Origin of the sequence: Dorea amylophila (assembly GCF_025567265.1) — a bacterium.
Taxonomy (GTDB): domain Bacteria; phylum Bacillota; class Clostridia; order Lachnospirales; family Lachnospiraceae; genus Dorea_A; species Dorea_A amylophila.
This window is the reverse complement of record NZ_JAOQJW010000005.1, coordinates 67,632-84,069: the sequence shown is the minus strand read 5'-3', so window position 1 is coordinate 84,069 and position 16,438 is coordinate 67,632. Positions and strand designations below refer to the sequence as shown.

At 43.0% G+C, this 16,438-nt stretch carries 22 protein-coding genes; 21 read left to right on the top strand and 1 reads right to left on the bottom strand.

Annotated features, from left to right (window positions below; translation table 11 throughout):
* Positions 1–97: 97 nt before the first annotated feature.
* From OCV72_RS04265 to OCV72_RS04235, 7 genes are all read left to right on the top strand, one after another.
* Entirely contained in the window at positions 98–1,834 is a 1,737-nt protein-coding gene (locus OCV72_RS04265; protein ID WP_055056827.1) for a CHAP domain-containing protein, read from the top strand.
* A 118-nt stretch (positions 1,835–1,952) separates the two neighbouring features.
* Entirely contained in the window at positions 1,953–2,564 is a 612-nt protein-coding gene (locus OCV72_RS04260; protein WP_055056828.1) for a TetR/AcrR family transcriptional regulator, read from the top strand.
* The gene (locus tag OCV72_RS04255) at positions 2,564–3,325 is read left to right on the top strand and encodes an SDR family NAD(P)-dependent oxidoreductase (RefSeq protein WP_055056829.1); all 762 of its coding nucleotides are present in this window, start codon (positions 2,564–2,566) and stop codon (positions 3,323–3,325) included. The genes OCV72_RS04260 and OCV72_RS04255 overlap by 1 nt, the downstream gene beginning before the upstream one ends.
* 90 nt (positions 3,326–3,415) lie before the next feature.
* On the top strand, positions 3,416–4,102 hold the full coding sequence (locus OCV72_RS04250) for an ABC transporter ATP-binding protein (RefSeq protein ID WP_055056830.1): 687 nt from the start codon (positions 3,416–3,418) through the stop codon (positions 4,100–4,102).
* On the top strand, positions 4,092–6,635 hold the full coding sequence (locus tag OCV72_RS04245; RefSeq protein WP_055056831.1) for an ABC transporter permease: 2,544 nt from the start codon (positions 4,092–4,094) through the stop codon (positions 6,633–6,635). Before OCV72_RS04250 ends, OCV72_RS04245 begins: the two co-directional genes overlap by 11 nt.
* 83 nt (positions 6,636–6,718) lie before the next feature.
* Positions 6,719–7,384, top strand: a complete 666-nt coding sequence (locus tag OCV72_RS04240; protein ID WP_055056832.1) for a response regulator transcription factor — start codon at positions 6,719–6,721, stop codon at positions 7,382–7,384.
* Positions 7,385–7,386: 2 nt separating this feature from the next.
* On the top strand, positions 7,387–8,403 hold the full coding sequence (locus OCV72_RS04235) for a sensor histidine kinase (protein ID WP_055056833.1): 1,017 nt from the start codon (positions 7,387–7,389) through the stop codon (positions 8,401–8,403).
* Positions 8,404–8,516: 113 nt separating this feature from the next.
* On the opposite strand, the gene OCV72_RS04230 is transcribed toward OCV72_RS04235, so the two are convergent.
* On the bottom strand, positions 8,517–8,849 hold the full coding sequence (locus OCV72_RS04230; RefSeq protein WP_070098907.1) for a helix-turn-helix domain-containing protein: 333 nt from the start codon (positions 8,847–8,849) through the stop codon (positions 8,517–8,519).
* A gap of 143 nt (positions 8,850–8,992) precedes the next feature.
* Between OCV72_RS04230 and OCV72_RS04225 the strand changes: the two genes are divergently transcribed.
* From OCV72_RS04225 to OCV72_RS04160, 14 genes are all read left to right on the top strand, one after another.
* Positions 8,993–9,466, top strand: a complete 474-nt coding sequence (locus tag OCV72_RS04225; protein WP_015518001.1) for an SLOG family protein — start codon at positions 8,993–8,995, stop codon at positions 9,464–9,466.
* Positions 9,467–9,588: 122 nt separating this feature from the next.
* Positions 9,589–9,792: a helix-turn-helix transcriptional regulator gene (locus tag OCV72_RS04220; RefSeq protein ID WP_055056835.1), complete on the top strand. Its 204-nt coding sequence runs from the start codon at positions 9,589–9,591 to the stop codon at positions 9,790–9,792.
* Entirely contained in the window at positions 9,789–10,208 is a 420-nt protein-coding gene (locus tag OCV72_RS04215) for a hypothetical protein (RefSeq protein WP_055056836.1), read from the top strand. The genes OCV72_RS04220 and OCV72_RS04215 overlap by 4 nt, the downstream gene beginning before the upstream one ends.
* An 11-nt stretch (positions 10,209–10,219) precedes the next feature.
* Positions 10,220–10,930: an ABC transporter ATP-binding protein gene (locus OCV72_RS04210; RefSeq protein ID WP_055056837.1), complete on the top strand. Its 711-nt coding sequence runs from the start codon at positions 10,220–10,222 to the stop codon at positions 10,928–10,930.
* Positions 10,923–12,500 carry a hypothetical protein gene (locus OCV72_RS04205; protein ID WP_055056838.1) on the top strand — a complete coding sequence of 526 codons (1,578 nt, stop codon included), beginning with the start codon at positions 10,923–10,925 and terminating at the stop codon, positions 12,498–12,500. The genes OCV72_RS04210 and OCV72_RS04205 overlap by 8 nt, the downstream gene beginning before the upstream one ends.
* Before the next feature lie 51 nt (positions 12,501–12,551).
* Entirely contained in the window at positions 12,552–12,746 is a 195-nt protein-coding gene (locus OCV72_RS04200; RefSeq protein ID WP_055056839.1) for a hypothetical protein, read from the top strand.
* A gap of 22 nt (positions 12,747–12,768) precedes the next feature.
* Entirely contained in the window at positions 12,769–13,218 is a 450-nt protein-coding gene (locus OCV72_RS04195) for a hypothetical protein (RefSeq protein ID WP_055056840.1), read from the top strand.
* Positions 13,219–13,246: 28 nt separating this feature from the next.
* Positions 13,247–13,894: a flavin reductase family protein gene (locus tag OCV72_RS04190; protein WP_055056865.1), complete on the top strand. Its 648-nt coding sequence runs from the start codon at positions 13,247–13,249 to the stop codon at positions 13,892–13,894.
* 18 nt (positions 13,895–13,912) lie between these two features.
* Positions 13,913–14,308 (top strand): SRPBCC family protein, encoded by a 396-nt coding sequence (locus tag OCV72_RS04185; RefSeq protein WP_015518008.1) that lies wholly within the window; start codon positions 13,913–13,915, stop codon positions 14,306–14,308.
* A 28-nt stretch (positions 14,309–14,336) separates the two neighbouring features.
* A complete protein-coding gene (locus OCV72_RS04180; RefSeq protein ID WP_015518009.1) occupies positions 14,337–14,519 on the top strand; it encodes a DUF4177 domain-containing protein in 183 nt (60 codons plus the stop codon).
* A gap of 21 nt (positions 14,520–14,540) precedes the next feature.
* Positions 14,541–14,873 (top strand): DUF3795 domain-containing protein, encoded by a 333-nt coding sequence (locus OCV72_RS04175; RefSeq protein ID WP_015518010.1) that lies wholly within the window; start codon positions 14,541–14,543, stop codon positions 14,871–14,873.
* Between the two features lie 8 nt (positions 14,874–14,881).
* Positions 14,882–15,505 carry a DNA alkylation repair protein gene (locus tag OCV72_RS04170; protein ID WP_015518011.1) on the top strand — a complete coding sequence of 208 codons (624 nt, stop codon included), beginning with the start codon at positions 14,882–14,884 and terminating at the stop codon, positions 15,503–15,505.
* 28 nt (positions 15,506–15,533) lie between these two features.
* On the top strand, positions 15,534–15,947 hold the full coding sequence (locus tag OCV72_RS04165) for a DUF3788 domain-containing protein (RefSeq protein WP_055056841.1): 414 nt from the start codon (positions 15,534–15,536) through the stop codon (positions 15,945–15,947).
* A 27-nt stretch (positions 15,948–15,974) separates the two neighbouring features.
* Complete coding sequence (locus tag OCV72_RS04160; RefSeq protein ID WP_055056842.1) at positions 15,975–16,433, top strand: VOC family protein; 459 nt, start codon at positions 15,975–15,977, stop codon at positions 16,431–16,433.
* Positions 16,434–16,438: the final 5 nt, after the last annotated feature.

The following is a 16,438-nucleotide window of genomic DNA, read 5'->3' as shown; positions in this document are numbered from 1 at the left end:
TTTTCAGCCCTCGCACTTTGAGGGGCAAGGTGTTGATACCTTTGCCCCTCTTTTTTTACTTCAAAGCGTCCACAGGCGCTTGGAAAGGAGGTTTTCTATGCCGGATATTAAGACAAGGGATACTCTGAAAGGCACGATCAAAACGATTGATAAATCGGCGGTTGCCGCTGAGCGTATGAAATCCGCCTTTATCCAGACCAAAGAAAAAGCGGAACATTCCGTTGATGTCCCTGAAAGCAGTGCGGAGGAATACGCTTCCAACCGTTTGGGAAGCGGTATCGACCGAGTTTCCCACGAAGCCATACACCAATTTGACAAGCAGGGGCGCAAGGGCGTTCAGGCGACAAAGCAGAATATCGTCAAGGCAAAGGACGGGATTCAGAAATTCAAGGAAAAACGGGCGGCGCAGTCGCTTCAAAAACAGGCGCAGGCGGCAGCTCCACGAAAAAGCGTCAGTCAGAGTATCAAGGCGGTGGAACAGCCGAAGAAGGCAGTAAAAGAGTCTGCCCGTTCCGCAGGGAAAAAGACGATTAAGACGGTTGGGAAAGGCTCGGCGAAAACAGCGCAGAAAACGGTAAAAACCGCAGAACGCACCGCTAAAACGACCGTCAAGACAGCGCAGCGTACCGCAAAGGCGGCGCAGAAAACGGCGCAGGCTACGGTCAAGGCTTCTCAAAGGGCAGTTCAGGCGGCACGGGCGGCGGCTCGTGCCGCCGTTGTTACGGCGAAAGCAATCGCAAGGGCGATAGCGCTTGCAGTCAAGGCGATTATCGCCGGAACAAAGGCATTGATCGCCGCAATCGCCGCAGGCGGCTGGATAGCGGTTTTGGTCATTATCGTGATTTGCCTGATCGGTATGATTATCGGCTCGGTGTTCGGTATCTTTTTTTCAGGCGAAGATTCCGGCACGGGTATGAGTATGCAGACCGTTGTGCAGGAGATCAATACCGAATACGATACCAAATTGCAGGACGAAAAAAATTCGGTATCTTATGATGTCCTTGAAATGAACGGCAGCCGTGCCGTTTGGAAAGAGGTGCTTGCCGTATACTCGGTCAAAGTCAACACCGATCCGGATAATCCCCAAGAGGTTGCGACGATGGACGAATCAAAAAAGCAGCTTCTAACGGACATCTTTTGGGAGATGAACGAAATAAGCTCCAGCACTGATACCAAAACCGAGACGGTCATTACTGAAACCGATGACGGTCACGGAAACATTGTGGAGACAGAGATGACTGTTACTCATACTTATCTGTATATCACGGTCAGCCATAAGACCGCCGATGAGATGGCGGCGCAGTATGGCTTTAACGAGGAACAGAAAGAGTATCTCGCAGAGCTACTTGCCGATGAAAACAATTCGCTGTGGTCGCAGGTACTTTACGGGATTACGGGTACAGACGATCAGATCGTAACCGTTGCGCTTTCCCAAATCGGAACAATGGGCGGCGATCCGTACTGGTCTTGGTACGGCTTTAATTCCCGTGTCGAGTGGTGTGCTTGCTTTGTGAGCTGGTGTGCGAATGAGTGCGGGTATATTGACGCTGGCGTGATTCCGAAATACGCAGGCTGCGTCAACGGCGTACAATGGTTTAAGGACAGAGGGCAATGGCTGGATAACAGCGCAGAGCCTACGCCGGGTATGATTATCTTTTTTGATTGGGCGGACGAAAGCGGTCAGGACGGATTATCCGACCATACGGGTATCGTCCAAAAAGTGGAAAACGGCAGAGTTTACACAGTTGAGGGCAACTCCGGGGATTCTGTTCGTCAGAACAGCTATCCGGTTGGGTATTATGAGATACTCGGCTATGGTGCGCCTGCCTATTGATCGGAAAGTAAAAAACGAGCCGCTTGCAAAAAAATGCAGGCGGCTTGATTACATAATTGACAATCTAACAGTTGTTAGGTATAATGTACCTAATGATTGTTAGATAAGGAGAGCTAAGATGAACGACACAAAGCAGCGCATATTAGATGTTTCTTTAGAATTGTTTTCTCAAAATGGTTTTTCTGCGGTATCTATCCGAGATATTTGCAGGCAGGTACAAATCAAGGAAAGCTCTGTATATTATTACTTCAAAAGTAAGCAGGCTATTTTTGACGAACTACTTTGCTTATTCGAGAACAAAGCAAGCGATATGATGTGTCAGTTAGATAAAGCGCTCGCAGAACAAACTTTTTCCGCAGAACAAAACTTTTATCAAACTGTGTGTGATACCTTTTTTGAGCGATATTTAATGGATACCTTCTGTAATAAGGTAATGCGTCTGCTTTTGATTGAACAATTCAGCAACACCACCATTCAGAATGTATATGAGCGTTGGATGTTTACTGAGCCGCTTTCTTTTCAAAGCAGGGTGTTTTCTGTTCTTATGCAGGTGGGTGTTATTCAGAACGCTGACAGTGAATATTTAGCGGTAAAGTATTATGCTCCGATCTATTTCTTCGCTCAAAGGTGGCTGTTTAGCGGAGCATTGTCTGAAGAACGCAAAAGCGCTTTTCACAAAAACGCCTATCAGCATATTCAAAGGTTTTTTACTGAGATAGGAGTGGCATAATGGCAAATATTATTATTACAGGTGCAAATCAAGGAATCGGCTACTACTTTACAGAGCAAGCCCTTAAAGACGGAAACAAGGTTGCAGTATTAGATGTAGAAACGGATAAATTGGAAGTCTTAGCTCAAGCATTTCCAAAACAGCTTTTATACTATAACACAGATGTATGTGATGAAATACAAATCAATTCCGCCGTAAAGGAAATCATTGCAGCCTTTCATTTCATAGATATTGCGATCCACAATGCCTGCCTTTGTACTTTTGATAACGAATGTAATATAGACCTTGATATATACAGACAGGTTTTCAATGTGAATTATTATGGCGGACTGCGTTTGGCTAAAAGTGTTATACCATATATGCAGGCGCAAAAAAGGGGAAAAATAATCTTTACAAGTTCCGGCGTAGGCGTGACTGGCTTTATTGGAATATCGCCTTATGCTTCTACCAAAGGGGCTTTGGAGTCGCTGGCGAAATGCCTGAATATTGAGTATGCTTCAGACGGTATTTCGTTTCATATTATCCATCCGCCATTAACTCGGACAAAATCGGCTTCTCCTCTGCCAGTACCAAAAGAATTTATGGCAGATCCCCAAAAGGTCGGATTCGGAATTGCAAAGCATATTTTTTCAAAGCGTTTTATTATATGTCATAACTTCAGTCAAAAGTTTCAAACTCTTATCTGCTATTTATGCCCGATCAAAATGGGAAAACTGATGTCAAAAATGACTGTGCGATATGTGAACGATAAGAAAGGTTAATGATGGATGGATTTTAAGTATGGGCTGTAATGAGATTGTAAGAAGTGGCTGCTATACTAAAATCACAAAACAGATTTGGAGGTTTTAGCTATGGCAATATTGGAGACGAAAGACTTACGAAAGATATACGGAAGTGGAGAAAATGAAGTCCACGCTTTGGACGGTGTATCTATTTCCGTGGACGAGGGCGAATTTGTTGCTGTGGTCGGCACTTCCGGCAGCGGTAAATCCACGCTGTTGAATATGATCGGTGGATTAGACCGCCCTACTTCGGGAAGTGTGACAATCCGTGGCAAAGAGCTTTTGAAAATGAAAGACGAGGAATTAACGATCTTCCGCCGCAGGAATATCGGCTTTGTCTTTCAGAATTACAATCTGCTCCCAGTCCTCAATGTGTACGAAAATATTGTGTACCCTATTGAGATTGACGGAGCGAAAGCCGATACGGAGTTTGTTCGGCAGATCATTCATACGCTCGGTTTGGAAAAGAAGCTCAAAAATATGCCGAATAACCTGTCCGGCGGTCAGCAGCAGCGTGTAGCGATTGCCCGTGCATTAGCTACCAAGCCCGCTATTATCCTTGCCGACGAGCCGACTGGAAATTTGGACTCTAAAACAAGTATGGATGTTATCTTGCTTATGCAGTCTATCAGCAAGCAGTTTCATCAGACCACGATTATGATTACGCACAACGAAGAAATTGCTCAGATGGCAGATCGGACAATCCGAATTGAGGACGGAAAAGTTGTTTCGGGAGGTGTTAGATATGCACGCTAACCGAAACAAAGGGGCACTCAAAAAAGTGGAAAAAGGGATGATGAAGGCAAACCGTATTCGCAATATATTTGCGGTGCTTGCGGTTGTCCTTACCACCTTTATGATTACAACGGTTTTCAGCTTGGGCATTAACTATATGCAGAATATGGAATTATCCAGCGTGCGTACAGCAGGCTCTAATGCTGATGTCACATTAAATGCGCCCACCAACGAGCAGGAACAGCAAATCCGTTCTTTGGATTATGTGAAAACAATCGGAACTCGATATATGATCGGTTCTGCTGTTCAGACAAATTCGGAGGGTAGAGAATCGTCCATAGTGATTCAGTATTACGATGAAACAGAATGGGAACAGCATTTTAAGGAAGCAATCAGCAATATCAACGGCTCTTACCCTACACAGGAAAACGAAATTATGCTGTCTGAGGACGCTCTTGCACAGCTTGGAATTGAAACGCCGACGCTGAATATGGATATTCCTCTATCATATTATGATAAGAACGGTCAGCAGGAAAGAATTTTCACTTTAAGCGGCTGGTTTCGTTCCTACATCGGGACGGGAATGGCTTTTGTTTCAGAAAGCTACTGTGCGAATGCCGGATATACCTTGCAGGATAACGGAACTTTATCTCTAACCTTAAATGAAATGCCGGGAGACTTTTATCAAATTCAAGAAGATGTATCTCTAAACAACAATCAGCATTTTAGCGGATCGGTTTCTATGAGTTCTTCCAATGGCTCTATGATTGCGATGGTTATTCTCTTGGTACTGTTTATTGTCGGAAGCGGTTATCTTCTGATTTACAATGTCCTGTATATTTCTATTTCCAAAGACACCCGCTTTTATGGTTTGATAAAAACGATTGGCACAACACAGAAGCAAATTAAATCGCTTGTAAAAAAGCAGGCATTTAAGTTTGCTTGTATTGGAATTCCTGTCGGCGTCGTATTAGCTGCGGCGGTATCCTTTGCCCTTGTCCCATTGTTTTTACAGCAAGGATATGAACAGGGTAGATCAAGTATGGACGCCGTTGTATTTTTCCACCCTGCTATCTTTATTCTGTCCATTATTTTCTCTGCGGTAACCGTTTGGATTGCTTGTAATGCGCCGGCAAAGGCGGCGGCAAAGATTTCTCCTGTTGAGGCTCTCCGTTTTCAAAACTTTGCACCTAAAAAGACGAAAAGCAGAAACTCCACAAACGGCGGCAAGCTGTCTGTGATGGCGTTCCATAATGTTTTCCGTGATAAGAAGCGGGCTGTGCTTGTATTTCTGTCTCTTTTTATGGGTACTGTCACGATTTTAGGTGTTAATGGCATTTTGGGAAGTATCAACGGAGAAAACTATGTTGATAAATACATGAAATATGATTTCCGTTATACGGATTCACAGTTTAGCCAGTTTGAAAACCTCGAAAAAGAAATACCGCAATTTGATGAGCATTTTATAGAACAGCTTTCACAGGTTAATGGTGTTGCAAATCTTTCAACCAGTAAAATTACTTGGGCAGAAATCGGCTTTAATGCTTCGGAATTTGAGAGCTTTTTGAAAATGCAGCACGAGGAACTCTATCACGATGGCAAACCCTATGAACAAATGATTTCGGAGCTGCAAGAATATGCTAATGCCGGAGATTATGGCTGCTATGTTGTGACCATTGATGATGAACTTGTAGAACAATATAACGATACCCATAATACGCCGATTGATATAGAGGCTTTTCGCAACGGAGATACGGTCATTGTGGGTATGGATACGGACACCTTTGCGCCGAACGCTACACTGGTTGGTAAAACTCTAAATTTGACTTCGGATAACGCAGATGGAAAGTCCGCAGATTTTCAAGTGGCGGGAGCGTTCAACTACAAAGACCTTGATGATAACTTCAATATCGGGCATCGTAAATGGGTGGGCGCTGTTCCTGATGTTATTTATGTAAGTGAAGCAGGAATGGAGCGACTAACAGACACCGCTATCATATACGATATTGGCGTGGACATTGAGAGCGCAAATCAGTTGCAGAAAGTAAATAACGAACTTATAGCAATCAACAACACTTTGCCTTCCGGCAAATGGAATTTTCAAAGCTCTGTTTCTGTATTGGAGGAATTCAATCAGATGTATTTTTCTATCGGTCTGCTTGGCAACGGTGCGGCGATTCTGCTCATTGTAATCGGCTTAATCAACTTTGTGAATGTTATGCTTACCGGCGTTATTGCAAGGAAAAATGAATTTGCCATCATGGAAAGTATCGGGACTACCAAAAAGCAGATCAGAAAGATTTTGACATTCGAAGGAGGATTTTATGCGCTTATTTCAACAATACTGATTATGACTTTGGGTAATGCTTTCCTTTTGCTGGTAGCAGACGCAGTGCCGAGCATTGCAGATTATGCAAGGTTTGAGTACCCTGTGGCGCTCGTTGTTGGTCTTATCATTGCCATTTTTGTAATATGCCTTACTGTTCCATCTCTGGTTTATCGGTTTATTTCAAAGGAGACAGTGATAGAACGGTTGCACGATTTTGAAAACTAATAAGATTTGCGGGGCGGGCGCAGCACTGCTGCGTCTGCTCCTGTAATTCTACATACTGAGGAAAGGTGGTGTGCTTTGCGGTTATGGCAAATATCTTTTTACTGGAAGATGATAAAATTTTGAGCAAAGGGATTTCGATTGCTCTTGAAAAGGACAAGCATACCGTTACAGCAGTTTATGGCTATATGGAAGCCTTGAAGAAATATCAAAAGCAAAGGTATGATCTGTTTCTGCTTGACATCAACCTGCCTGATGGCAGTGGAATGGAGCTTTGTAAAAAAATAAGGGAGACTTCTGACATCCCAATCCTGTTTCTGACTGCTAATGATACAGAGCAGGATATGTTGGAGGGTTTCGGTGTTGGCTGTGATGACTATATTCCTAAGCCCTTTTCGATTGAAGTTTTGCGGAAAAAAGTACAAGCTGTCTTAAAGCGGACAGGCGGCGGAAAATCCCGTATTCGATATAGAGATTTAGAAGTGGATACAGATAAATGCCTTGTTATGCTGAACGGAGAAGAAGTACGCCTTACCTCGACGGAGTACAAATTGCTTTGCTATTTGATAGAAAATAAAGGCAGGATTGTGACCAAAGCTATGCTTTTGGAACAACTTTGGGATATAGACGGGAACTTTGTTGATGAGAATACGGTGCGTGTGAACATTAAGCGGTTGCGGCAGAAACTAAACGATGATAAGCAGGAATACATTGTGACGGTTTTTGGTATGGGCTATACCTTTGGAGAATGATGATGAAGCATTTTAGAGTTTATCGAAAACTGATTTTGATTGCAGGTACTGTCATAGCGGCGATATCTGCTGGCGCTGTGCTTTTTATGGAAAGCACTTCTGCCCTTGTGTTTCTTATCATTTGTGCCTTTGCCATTTTATGCGGCTTATTGTTTTTGCTTGACTTCCTGCATAACCGTTATCACGATGATCTGTTAGAGCAGATTACGCTGCTGATAGAGGCTTTGGTAGAACAGCAGGAACGGATTGTTTTTCCTGAAAATGAGGACACGCTGACTGCCCGTTTACAACACCAGCTTTTGAAGCTCCGTAACATTTTAACAGCGCAAAATCAGATGTTGGCACAGGAAAAGGAGCAAATCAAGACGCTGATCTCCGATATTTCCCACCAAATCAAGACACCCGTGGCGGCGGCAAATACCTTTGCACAGCTACTGGATGACAAAGAATTGTCCGATGAAGAACGCAGCGAATATATTGCCACTTTGCAGACTTCTCTTGAAAAGCTGACCTTTTTGACAAACAGCCTGATTAAAATGTCCCGTTTGGAAAGCGGCATTATCAGCCTGAAGCCTGAAAAAAACAACTTGAATGATATTGTCCTGCAAGCGGTAAAAACCGTCTATGCAAAGGCGAAAGAGAAAAACATAACGATTACATTTGACTGCGAACGGCAATTTGAGGCACTGCTTGATTATAACTGGACAGCAGAAGCTATTACCAATGTTCTTGACAACGCTGTGAAATATACTCCAAGCGGTGGGATTGTTGGATTAGAGATTACAGAATACCCGTCCTATCTGCGGCTTGATATTTCCGATAATGGTATCGGAATACCCGAAGAAGAACAGGCAAAGATTTTCGGACGGTTTTACCGTGGAAAGCAGTCAGCAGGAATTGACGGCGTGGGGATCGGACTGTATCTTACCCGTGATATTATCAATAAGCAAAAAGGATACATCAAAGTTGCTTCTGATGAAAATGGAAGTATTTTTTCGCTGTTTTTGAAAAAAGATTAGAACAGAAAGATTGTTTGTCCATATTTGCAAGGAAGTTGGTATCTCTAAAACGAAACTATATCTTATGAAAAATACGGTGCTGCCCGCTTGGGTAACACCGTATATTTTTGCTTTTATTGATTTTTATATTTATCCATTTCAATTAACATCTTATAGAGGTGTTCCTGCTCAGATTTGCTTTTTGCTGCGACCAGCTCGTAACATTTCATAGGATAGCTGTCGGTGCTGCTTTCGCCTATCTTCTCAAAAAGCTGAGCAAGCGAGACATTCATAGCTGAAGCAATCTTTTCAATGCTTTCAAGAGTAGCGTTCTTTTCCCCTCGTTCCACTTGCCCGATATAAGTAGGGTGGCAACCGGATAACTCAGCAAGCTTCTCTTGGCTCAATCCCTTATCAATTCTATAATTGCGGACACGCTGTCCGATTATTTTTGCAATTTCACTCATAGTTCCAGCCTCCATTCATAGTCTATAAATATTGTTTCCGTAGTTCCACAGACTATTGATATTTATTGTTGACTTTGATATACTATAAGTATTATAATTAGATTTTTTGTGCTTTTAGGCTTTGGACTGGCTGGTGATCTGTAATGAGGGGAAAAACGGCTTGCTTTACCGGACATAGAAAAATACCGCCGGAGAGCATACCGGAACTCTCTCAGCGGTTAAAAAACACCTTGCTTCGACTGATAGAAGAAGGATATATGTACTTTGGCGCAGGCGGAGCATTGGGCTTTGATACGCTGGCTGCTCAATGCGTTTTATCCTTGAGAAAGCGATATTCGCATATCAAGCTGATTTTAGTCCTTCCGTGTACCACACAGACAAAAGGCTGGAGCAAAGATGATATAGCGGTTTATGAGGAGATCAAAAGTCAGGCGGATAAGGTAGTATATACTTCTCACGACTATTTTCGGGGCTGTATGTTCAAAAGAAACCGCCATTTGGTAAATGGCAGCAGCGTCTGCATAGCCTATTTAACACAGGAGAAAGGCGGGACTGCATATACGGTAAATTATGCTCGGCAAAACAATGTGCAAGTGATAAACTTAGCTGCTCAATAGATGTGAAGAATGGGAAGATTGAAAAAAGCTCATCTCCGAATGGAAAGTATACTTGACATTTGCGCCCTTTTAGCTATAATAGAGATATGGAAAGCTGGCTTTCCATAGAAAGGAGGCGCACCGTGAAAAACCGTTTAGAGGAAATCCGGAAAGAACGGGGAATCAAGCAGGAAGAACTGGCTGCCGCACTGGAAGTATCCAGACAGACAATCGGCTCGTTGGAAAACGGACGATATAATCCTTCGATTATATTGGCGTTTAAGCTTGCACGGTATTTTAATATGAGTATTGAAGATATTTTTATTTACGAGGAGGGAAAGCAATGAAAAAGAAAACCGGAATGTATCTTGCAATAGGTATTATCGGCATTGCTTTAGCTCTGATCGCAAGGTTTCTTTTACAGGACTATTTAAGTGATTCGCAAAGCGGAGCGATGATCGGGATAGGTGCCGGATTGTTCGGCTATGGGATTGCGAAATGGTGTGTCGGTCTGTGGGGCGCAAAAAATCCTGATTTGATGAAAATCAATGAAATTGAAGAAAAAGACGAGCGCAATCAGCTCATTCGAAGCAAAGCACAGGCAATATCCGGCGAGATACTGCACTGGCTGCTGATGGCAGGCGCTTGGGTATGTATTTTTTTCGACGCACCACTATGGATTGTTCTTACTCTTGTAGGCGCTTTCCTGCTTAAAACAATCCTTGATTTTATTTTGATGGCATATTACCAGCATAAGATGTGACGGAGGATATTATGAAATTTGTAATTGAGCATTTGTCAAAAAGCTTTGAGAAAAAGGAAGTTCTCAGAGATATTGATTTTACTTTTGATGAAGGGAAAATTTATGGGCTGCTCGGCAGAAACGGCGCTGGAAAAACAACGCTGTTTAACTGCCTGAACAGGGATTTGAAGGCGGATAGCGGCAATTTCTATATAGAAGATGAAAACGGCGTCCGCCGTGAGGTGTCCGCAGAGGACATCGGATATGTACTCTCTACCCCGACCGTGCCGGAGTTTCTTACAGGCAGGGAGTTTTTGAAATTCTTTATGGACATCAACGAGAAGTCTATCAAAAATCCGAAAAGCATTGACGAGTATTTCGATTATATGAGTATTGAGCCGGAGGACAGGGATAAACTGCTCAAGGACTACTCCCACGGTATGAAAAACAAAATGCAAATGCTCATCAATATCATCGCTCAGCCGAATATCCTGCTGCTCGACGAGCCTTTGACATCCCTTGATGTGGTTGTGGCGGAAGAAATGAAACAACTGCTCCGTTCACTGAAACAAGACCGCATTACCATTTTCTCCACTCATATTATGGATTTGGCGCTTGACCTCTGCGATGAGATTGTGCTGCTTAATCACGGCGAACTGGAGGTCGTGGAGAAAACCGATCTGGACAGCAGGGAATTTAAGGATAAAATCATTGCGGCACTCAGGGAGGAAGGAAATGAATAAGACGCTTAAAATATCTTTTTCCCTGAAAAATACATACCGTGTCAACGGTGTCCTGTTTTCCTTAAAGCAGATACCGCTCGTAAAGCGGCTGCTTCCGGCAACGCTGTATCAGGTAAAGGGGCTGAAAATCTTTGCAAACATTTTGTCCGTGCTGTGGGAAATCGTTTCTGTATTCCTCGGCAAGTTCCTTTACTTTATCACGATGGTATGCGGTATCGGTATCCTTTATAACGGACTGCCGGAGAATGAGGTGTTCCTGCATATCCTGCTGATTCTCACGGTAATCGGCAGCTTTGTAAACACACACCTTTTCAATCCGACAAAGGATAAATATTATGCGATGATCCTGATGAAAATGGACGCACGAGAATATACGCTTGTAAACTATTTCTACTCCATCCTGAAGGTCGTTGTGGGCTTTTTGCCCTTTACGATTCTGTTCGGTATGGACAGAGGCGTACCTTTGTGGTTTTGTCTGCTCCTGCCCCTTTGCATAGCGGGTATGAAGCTGTTTGCGGCGGCTGTTACCCTGTGGGATTATGAGAAAAGGGGATTTGGCTACAACGAAAATAAGCTGTCCAAATATGTGTGGTGCTGTATCGCCCTGCTTTTAGCCGCAGCCTATGCTCCGCCCGCCTTTGGTTTTGCTTTGCCTGCGGTCGTACCAATGGTTATATTTTTAGCGTGTATTCCCCTTGGTATGGCAAGTATCACAAGGCTCACTACCTTCCGTGATTATTACGCAATCAACAAGGAATTATTAGCCGGATTGACCAATCAGATGGACAGCACGGCACAGACAAAGCTTATCAAACAGGCAAATGAAAAGAAAATATCCGCAGATACTTCCATTAGCAGCAACCGCAAGGGCTTCGAGTATCTGAATGAGCTGTTTATCAAAAGGCATAAAAAGATACTCTGGAACTCGACAAAGAAGATTTCCTATGTGTGCGCTTTCCTTGTCGCCGCCGTGCTGGCAGGCGTCTATCTGCTGCCCGAAGAAAAAACCGTCATTAACGAAATCGTGATGACTTGGCTTCCGTACTTTGTATTTATTATGTATGCCATCAACCGTGGTACGAATTTTACGCAGGCGCTTTTTATGAATTGCGATCACAGCCTGCTGACCTATTCGTTTTATAAGCAGCCGAGCTTTATCCTGCGGCTGTTTCAGATTCGCCTGCGTGAGATTATGAAAATCAACGCTGTTCCGGCGCTCGTGATCGGTATCGGACTGGCGCTGATCCTGTTTGCCACCGGAGGGACGGACAATCCGCTGAACTATGTAGTGCTGGTTGTTTCCATCCTGTGTATGAGCCTGTTTTTCTCGATTCATTACCTGACGATTTACTATCTGCTCCAGCCTTATAACGCAGGGACGGAGCTGAAAAGCGGCACATACCGGATCGTTTTGTCAGTAACCTATGTCATCTGCTTTGCCCTTATGCGGCTGCGTATGCCGATTATGCTCTTTGGGATCATGACAATTGTGTTCTGTATGCTTTACAGTATTGTCGCCAGCATTTTGGTATACCGCCTTGCGCCGAAAACCTTTAGGCTGAGAACATAACGGGGCGGTTTTACCGCCGGAAATCCATAAAAAGAAACGGAGGATTTATTTATGAGAAAGTGTCTCAGATGTGGAACGGAAATGAAAGAAAACTGCGCCATCAAGGTAGAAGGCGCAGGATACGGAATTGTAATGTCATCGGACGAAAATAAGCTGTTCGGCGGCAGAATCGGCAAGCCGAAGGTAGCAATCTATCCCAAGTGCGGCGAAGTCTCCATCTATGTGGAAGATGTAGAGAAGCTGTGACGGTAAATGGAGGCGGTATGAAATGAAAAAGATTTTATCTGTGTTTTTGATGTCATTCATCGTATTCGCTCTCTCTGCTTGCAATGCTGATGTCGTGAAGATGGAAGATTATGAGTGGAAAATGAGAACGGTTATGAGCAATGATACGGAAGCTACCCAATATCAGGATGAACTCGTGGTTGCCGTAGGAGAAGCTGACGAGCTGTATCCTGACGCTGAAATCGTGGATATGACTTTGACTGCTAAAGATGGAGAAATCACGATAACGGATACCACAAACGGCAAGACATATAACGGCACTTATGAGGTAATGCAGAAAACGCCGAAGGGAACGGACTATGAGATTATCATTGATGGAGTGACCGGCTATGCTACCGTAGCTCCTACGGAATACTATGATGGCTCAGAGATTCCAACACTACCAATCAATATAGATGGCTATTCCTTATACTTTATCCCAAATGAGTCGTAATCTACTCAGGTTAGAGAAAGGCATAATGATGAAGATCGAGATTGAAAAGGATTTTCCCCAGTATTTTAAGCCAGCCTATCCGGAAGAATTTGAGCTGTTCTCTCACTTTGAAGTAACAGCAGGAATACCGACCGTTCTCTTTGCTGTCACGACTTGGAAAGAGAACGGGAAACCGAATGTGTGCTTTCATTCGTGGAGCTGCTTTCACGGAGATAAGACCGCTTTTTTCGCTGTGATGGGCAACCTGTATCAGCATACCCACACCTATGCCAATATCCAAAGAGAAAAATGCTTTTGCATTAATTTTCTCCCGATAAGCTGTTATGACAGGTTGGTAAATACCATTCATCAGAATGAATGGGACGATGACGAATTTGCAGCAGGAGGCTTTACTGTTTCCAACGCCAAAACCATTCACGCACCTGCGATCAGCGAAGCGTTTCTCACGATGGAATGTACCCTGAAAGATATACAGGATTTAAGCGGTGCAGGTATTACGGCTATGGTCATCGGACAGGTACAGCACATCTCTGTGGAAGAAGCGTATGCACAAGGGTATGAATTAAGATATGGCAAGGACGGATTTATGCTGCTCGTGCCTGCGCCGCAAGACCTTGTTACCGGAGAGCCAAATCAGTCGGCGATTGCCACCGTGCATATTGAGAAATACGACTGATTTAAGGAGAGAGCAAAAATGGCGGTTTCAAATATAAAAGCGCTGATCCCCGGCGAACTTCAAAAAGTGTGGGAGCTGGTGTTGAATACGGAGAATTACGCTGCTTGGAGAAGCGACTTGAGTAAAACAGAAGCGATAAGCGACAAGCAATTTATCGAATATACCAAAAACGGCTACCCTACGACCTTTACCGTGACGCTTGTTAAGCCATACAGACGATGGGAATTTGATATGGAAAACAGCAATATGACAGGTCATTGGACTGGCATTTTCACTGCCAAAGGCGATGAAACAGAGATAGATTTTACGGAACAAGTGAAAGCGAAGAAATGGCTGCTGAAGCCTTTTGTGAAATCGTATTTGAGAAAGCAGCAGACACAGTTTGTTGCGGATATAATGAAAAATTTTTCATAAAGACTTATATATAGGAAGGCGGTTTGTTATGAAGAAGTATGAGTATATGACAGTTGATTTAAGCGCAGAGCCATCATTTAATGTTCATATTAAGCTGGATCGGTATATTGAGAAACTCAACGAATATGGAAAACAGGGTTGGCGTTTGATTTCCGGAACTGATGACTGGAAGTATTCGATCTTTGAGCGAGAAATTGATGATGAAGAATAATAGACAGGAGGCGTATAACCTATGAAAGATATGATCGGATACTGCGGACTGGACTGCGAAAAATGCGACGCATACATAGCGACCGTCAATGACGATCAGGCTTTGCGGGAGAAAACTGCGAAGCTGTGGGCAGAGTTAAACAACGCCCCGATTCTTCCAGAGCATATTAACTGCGAAGGCTGCCGTATGAATGGGGCAAAAACGGTATTTTGTGATAGCCTGTGCGGGATTCGGAAGTGTGCGTTAAATAAAGGTGTTTCCACCTGCGGAGACTGCCCGGATTTAGAAACCTGCCCGACTGTTGGGGCAATCCTCGAAAATAATCCGGCTGCTTTGGATAATTTGAAAGGGTAATATACATAATGGAAAATTTCATAGCACATTTGAAAGAAGTTATACCTGAAAAAGATAGTCTAAAACTCGTGAAAAAGGAAGCTGAAAATTATTACAAGCAGCATTCGCTTGATGAATGTTTCGCTACGGGATTGGAATTATATCAGTCGGAAAATTTTCAGATACAGGAAGTCGGTGTTTTCTTGGTAGGATATGCAGCCTGCAAAAATACAAGCGCATTATCATTTCTGAAAGATACCGTGAGTCAGCACAAAAGCTGGAAGGTGCAGGAAATTCTTGCAATGGCATTTGATAATTACTGCAAAATTATTGGATATGAAACAGCGATTCCGGTTATTAAGGAATGGCTAAAAAGTGATTGTGCTAATACAAGGAGAGCTGTATCAGAAGGATTGAGAATTTGGACAAGCCGCCCTTATTTTAAGGAGCATCCGCAGATGGCAATACAGTTTTTATCTTCTCTCAAAGATGATGAAAGCGAGTATGTACGAAAATCAATAGGAAATGCTTTGAAAGATATAAGCAAAAAATATCCTGAACTGGTTTCCAATGAACTGAAGCAATGGGATTTATCGTCAAAAGAAATAAAACAGGTACATAAATTAGCAAGTGCTTATCTGAACAAGTCATAAACAAATACTGTTATGCGGAGGGAACACAATGCTTGAAAATACTCCTACTCAGTCAACTATGACTGAATTGCTCGGACAACCTTTGTTTGCAGTCTGGCAAGAGCTGTGTTCAGCGATTGATGAAAAATACGATATGGAACGGCTATGGAATACAGGCGGTAAGAACTGGACTTACGAATATAAGTACCGCAGAGGTGTTAAAACGCTTTGCAGTCTATATGCGAAAAAGAATTGCCTTGGATTTATGATTATTTTCGGGAAAGATGAAAGAGCAAAATTTGAGGAGATAAGAGAAACTCTTTCTGCTCCCGTTTGCAGACAATATGATGAAGCAACAACTTATCGTGACGGGAAATGGGTAATGTTTGAGCCGACTGATATTTCTGAGTTTGATGACTATATGAAACTGCTGGCTATTAAAAGAAAGCCTAATCGGAAATAACGATACTGTGTTTTGGAGAAAATTAGAATGAAGTTGAAAAATCCTATGCTGGTAGTAACCGATATAAACAGATCAGTTGAATTTTATAAAAAAGTCTTTGGACTTCATATCATTATGGACTTTGGAGCAAATAAGACGCTGACAGGCGGTTTAGCCCTGCAAACAGTTGAAACATATAAAGAGTTTATCGGTACGAATAATATTTCTTTCGGCGGTAATAATTTCGAGATTTATTTTGAGGAAGATGATTTTGATAAGTTTGCCGAAAAGCTGAAAGAGTGCGATATTGAATATGTCCACCCGATTATGGAACATTCGTGGGGGCAGAGAGTTGTTCGATTTTATGATCCGGATAAGCATATTATCGAAGTTGGCGAAAATATGAAAGTTGTATGCAAGCGTTTTTTGGATAGCGGAATGACACCGGAACAGGTTGCAAAGCGAATGAATGTGCCTATAAAGTTTATAAATGCTTGTATGCGGTAAGGCTA